The following is a 4151-nucleotide window of genomic DNA, read 5'->3' on the forward strand; positions in this document are numbered from 1 at the left end:
GCCCCTGAGGAACTCCGGGGACTCCCGGTCTCCGGAGACTCCGGAGACTCCAGGGACTCCGAGAACGCCGGGCTCCGGGAACTCCGGGCTCCGGGAGCTCCCGGGACTCCGGGAACTCCCGGGACTCCGGGAACTCCCGGGACTCCGGGAACTCCCGGGACTCAGCCCATGAACTTCTTGAACTCGTCCGGGAGCTCGAACTCGCCCGGGCCCTGGCCCGCCGCCGGCAGTCCGAACGCGCCGCCGGCCTGCGCCTGCTCGCGGCGCTCGGCCGCGGCCTGCTCCTCGGCCTTCCGCTTCATCGGGTTGCCGCTCTTGCGCTTGCCCTTGGCCTGCTTGACCTGCTTCTTCTGCCGGCCGGGGCCGCCGCCCATGCCCGGGATCCCCGGCATGCCCGGCATGCCGCCGCCCTGCGCCATGCGCGACATCATCTTGCGCGCCTCGAAGAACCGCTCGACCAGGCCCTTGACGGCGCTGACCTCGACACCGGAACCCTTGGCGATACGGGCGCGGCGCGAGCCGTTGATGATCGTCGGGTCCTGGCGCTCGGCCGGGGTCATCGACTTGATGATGGCGCCGACGCGGTCGACCTCGCGCTCGTCGATGTTGTTGATCTGCTCCTTCATCTGCGCCATGCCGGGCAGCATGCCGAGGAGCTTGGAGATGGAGCCCATCCGACGGACCTGCTCCATCTGGGCCAGGAAGTCGTCGAGGGTGAAGTCCTGGCCCTTCTTGGAGGCCAGCTTGGAGGCGACCTTGGCGGCCTCCTCCTGGCTGAAGGTCTGCTCGGCCTTCTCGATGAGGGACAGGATGTCGCCCATGCCGAGGATGCGGGACGCCATGCGGTCCGGGTGGAACGCGTCGAAGTCGTCCAGCTTCTCGCCGTTGGAGGCGAACATGATCTGCTTGCCGGTGACGTGCGCGATGGAGAGCGCGGCACCACCGCGGGCGTCGCCGTCGAGCTTGGAGAGGACGACGCCGTCGAAGCCGACGCCGTCGCGGAAGGCCTCGGCGGTGTTGACCGCGTCCTGACCGATCATGGCGTCGACGACGAAGAGGACCTCGTCGGGGCTGACGGCGTCGCGGATGTCCGCGGCCTGCTGCATCAGCTCCTGGTCGATGCCGAGGCGGCCGGCGGTGTCGACGATGACGACGTCGAAGAGCTTGGTGCGCGCGTACTCGATCGAGTCCTTGGCGACCTGGACCGGGTCGCCGACGCCGTTGCCCGGCTGCGGCCCGTAGAAGCCGACGCCGGCGCGGTCGGCGACGACCGAGAGCTGGGTGACGGCGTTGGGGCGCTGGAGGTCACAGGCGACGAGCAGCGGGGTGTGGCCCTGGGCCTTGAGCCAGACGCCGAGCTTTCCGGCGAGGGTGGTCTTACCGGCACCCTGGAGACCGGCGAGCATGATCACGGTCGGCGCGGTCTTGGCGAACCGCAGGCGGCGGGTCTCGCCGCCCAGGATGCTCACCAGCTCGTCGTTGACGATCTTGATGACCTGCTGCGAGGGGTTCAGCGCCTTGGAGACCTCGGCGCCGAGGGCCCGCTCCTTGACGTTCTTGATGAACGCGCGGACGACCGGCAGGGCGACGTCGGCCTCAAGGAGGGCGATACGGATTTCCCGAGCCGCGGTATCGATGTCCTGCTCGGAGAGGCGACCTTTACCCCGGAGGGACTTGAAAGTCGCGCTGAGGCGGTCGGAAAGCGTATCGAACACGGTGGTCGCGATTCCTCGGGTCGGGGTGGGCAGTCACCCAAGGGTATCCGGCTCGTACGGGACCGGGTGGGCGCCCGGTCACCGCAGCGCCTCCTCCAGCGTCTTCGCCAGCCCCGCCGCCTCCTCCGATCCGAGCAGCGAGCCGTCCGGCCGCGTCACGTACAGCGTGTCGACGGCGTTCGCGCCCAGCGTGGAGACGTGGGCGCTGCGCACCCTGACCTCGGCGCCCTCCAGCGCGCGGCCGATGCGGTGCAGCAGGCCGGGGGCGTCCTGGGCGCGGACCTCCAGGACGGTGGCGAGGCGGGATTCGGCGGCGGCGACGGTGACGCGGGGCGGCGGGGCGGCGACGCCGCGGCGGCGCGGATAGGCGGCGTCGCGTTCGGCGAGGCGGGCGGGGACGTCGAGGGAGCCGTCGAGGGCGCGGACGAGGTCGGCGCGCAGCCGGTGGGCCTCGGGGAGCGAGCCGTACTCGGCGGCGACCCGCCAGTCCAGGACGAGCACCGGCCCGTCGCCGAGTTCATGGGGCAGGGAGACGGCGCGCAGGTCGGCGGCGCGGACGGTGAGCCGGTGCAGGGCGAGGACGCCGGCGACGGCGGGGAGCACGCCGGGGCGTTCGGGGAGGGCGACGAGGAGTTCGACGCCGACGGGCTCGGGCTCCTCGGCCTGCGCCGCCGGCTCGTGGGCGTGCAGGGCCAGGACGGGTTCCCCGGTCCGCAGCGCCTCGATGGCGAGCCGTTCCTGTTCGGCGCTGGGCGCGGCGGCCTCGGGGTCGGGCGGCTCCTCCCCCGCGAGCACGCCGGAGACGCGTTTGACGAGGTCGGCGACGAGGGAGGCGCGCCAGGTGGACCAGGCGGCGGGCCCGGTGGCGAGGGCGTCGGCCTCGGTGAGGGCGTGCAGGAGCTCCAGGGCGTTCTGGGTGCCGACGGCGGCGGCGACGGTCTGGACGGTGGCGGGGTCGTCGAGGTCGCGGCGGGTGGCGGTCTCGACGAGGAGCAGGTGGTGGCGGACGACGGTGGCGAGGACGGCGACGTCGGCGCGGTCGAAGCCGATGCGGGTGGCGAGGTCGCGGGTGATGGTCTCGCCGGCGACGGAGTGGTCGCCGGGCCAGCCCTTGCCGATGTCGTGGAGGAGGGCGGCGACGAGGAGGAGGTCGGGGCGGTGGACGCGGCGGGTGAGGGAGGCGGCGCGGACGGCGGTCTCGACGAGGTGCCGGTCGACGGTCCAGGTGTGGACGGGGTTGCGCTGGGGGCGGCAGCGGACGCGTTCCCAGTCGGGCAGCAGGCGGCTGATGATCCCTTCGGCCTCCAGCGCCTCCCAGACGGGGACGGTGGACTCGCCGGCGCCCAGGAGGGTGACGAGGTCCTCGCGGGCCTCGGCGGGCCAGGGCACGGGCAGCGGACCCGCGGTGGCGGCGAGGCGGCGTACGGCGTGCGGGGAGAGCGGGAGTCCGGCCTGGGCGGCGGCCGCGGCGGCGCGCAGCGGCAGGACGGGGTCGCGTTCGGGTCGGGCGGTGAGGGCGAGGACGGCCTCGCCGGCCATCTCGACGACGCCTTCGGCGAGCGGGGTGCGCTCGACGGGCGGCTTTCCTCCCCGTCCCAGAAGCGTGCGCAGCCGGGGCGGGCGGGCGGCGCGCGCCTTGAGGACGCGGCCGACCTCGCGCCAGGTGACGTCGGAGGCGTACGAGATGGTGCGCGCGGCCTCGTACACCTCGCGCAGCAGGGTGTCGGCGTCGAGCAGGCCGAGTCGGTCGGCGACGGCGTCCTGGTCCTGGAGGGCGAGCCGGTCGGTGGCGCGGCCGGTGGCGAGGTGGAGGGCGTCGCGGGCGTCGAGGAGGCGGCGACGGGCCTCGTCGAGGCCTTCGCGGGGCGCGTCGGCGAGCCAGGAGGCGGCGACGGCGCGCAGGGCCTGGACGTCGCGGAGGCCGCCGCGGGCTTCCTTGAGGTCGGGTTCGAGGAGGTACTGGAGTTCGCCGGAGCGTTCGGCGCGGTCGCGGCAGAGCTCGGCGAGTTCGGGGAGCCGGTGGGCGGCCTGGTTGCGCCAGTCGGCGAGGACGGTGCTGCGCAGGGCGGTGGCGAGGGCGGTGTCGCCGGCGACGGTGCGGGCGTCGAGGAGGCCGAGCTGCACCTTGAGGTCCTCGCCGGCGGTGCCGCGGGCCTCGGTGGTGGTGCGGACGGAGTGGTCGAGGGCGAGGCCGAGGTCCCAGACGGGGTACCAGATGCGGTCGGCGAGGGCGGCGACCGCGCGGGCGTCGGCGCTGCCGTCGTGCAGGAGCAGCAGGTCGAGGTCGCTGCGCGGGGAGAGTTCGGCGCGCCCGTAGCCGCCGACGGCGACGAGGGCGGTGCCGGGCGGGGGCGCGGCGGCCTCGAAGAGTCCGGCGAGCCAGTCGTCGGTGAGGCGGGCGAGGGCGGCGCGGCGCGGCGGCCCGGGCGGCGCCTC

The 4151-nt window shown here is 74.3% G+C and carries 2 protein-coding genes; both read right to left on the bottom strand.

Annotated elements, in window-relative coordinates; translation table 11 throughout:
* Positions 1–161: 161 nt before the first annotated feature.
* Entirely contained in the window at positions 162–1715 is a 1554-nt protein-coding gene (gene ffh, locus ACWEJX_RS37515) for a signal recognition particle protein (protein WP_451611885.1), read from the bottom strand.
* A 78-nt stretch (positions 1716–1793) separates the two neighbouring features.
* Positions 1794–4151 (bottom strand): [protein-PII] uridylyltransferase (locus ACWEJX_RS37520; protein WP_451611886.1); only part of this gene is annotated, 2358 nt, incomplete at its 5' end.

The sequence above is a fragment of the Streptomyces sp. NPDC004788 genome (genome assembly GCF_053601115.1).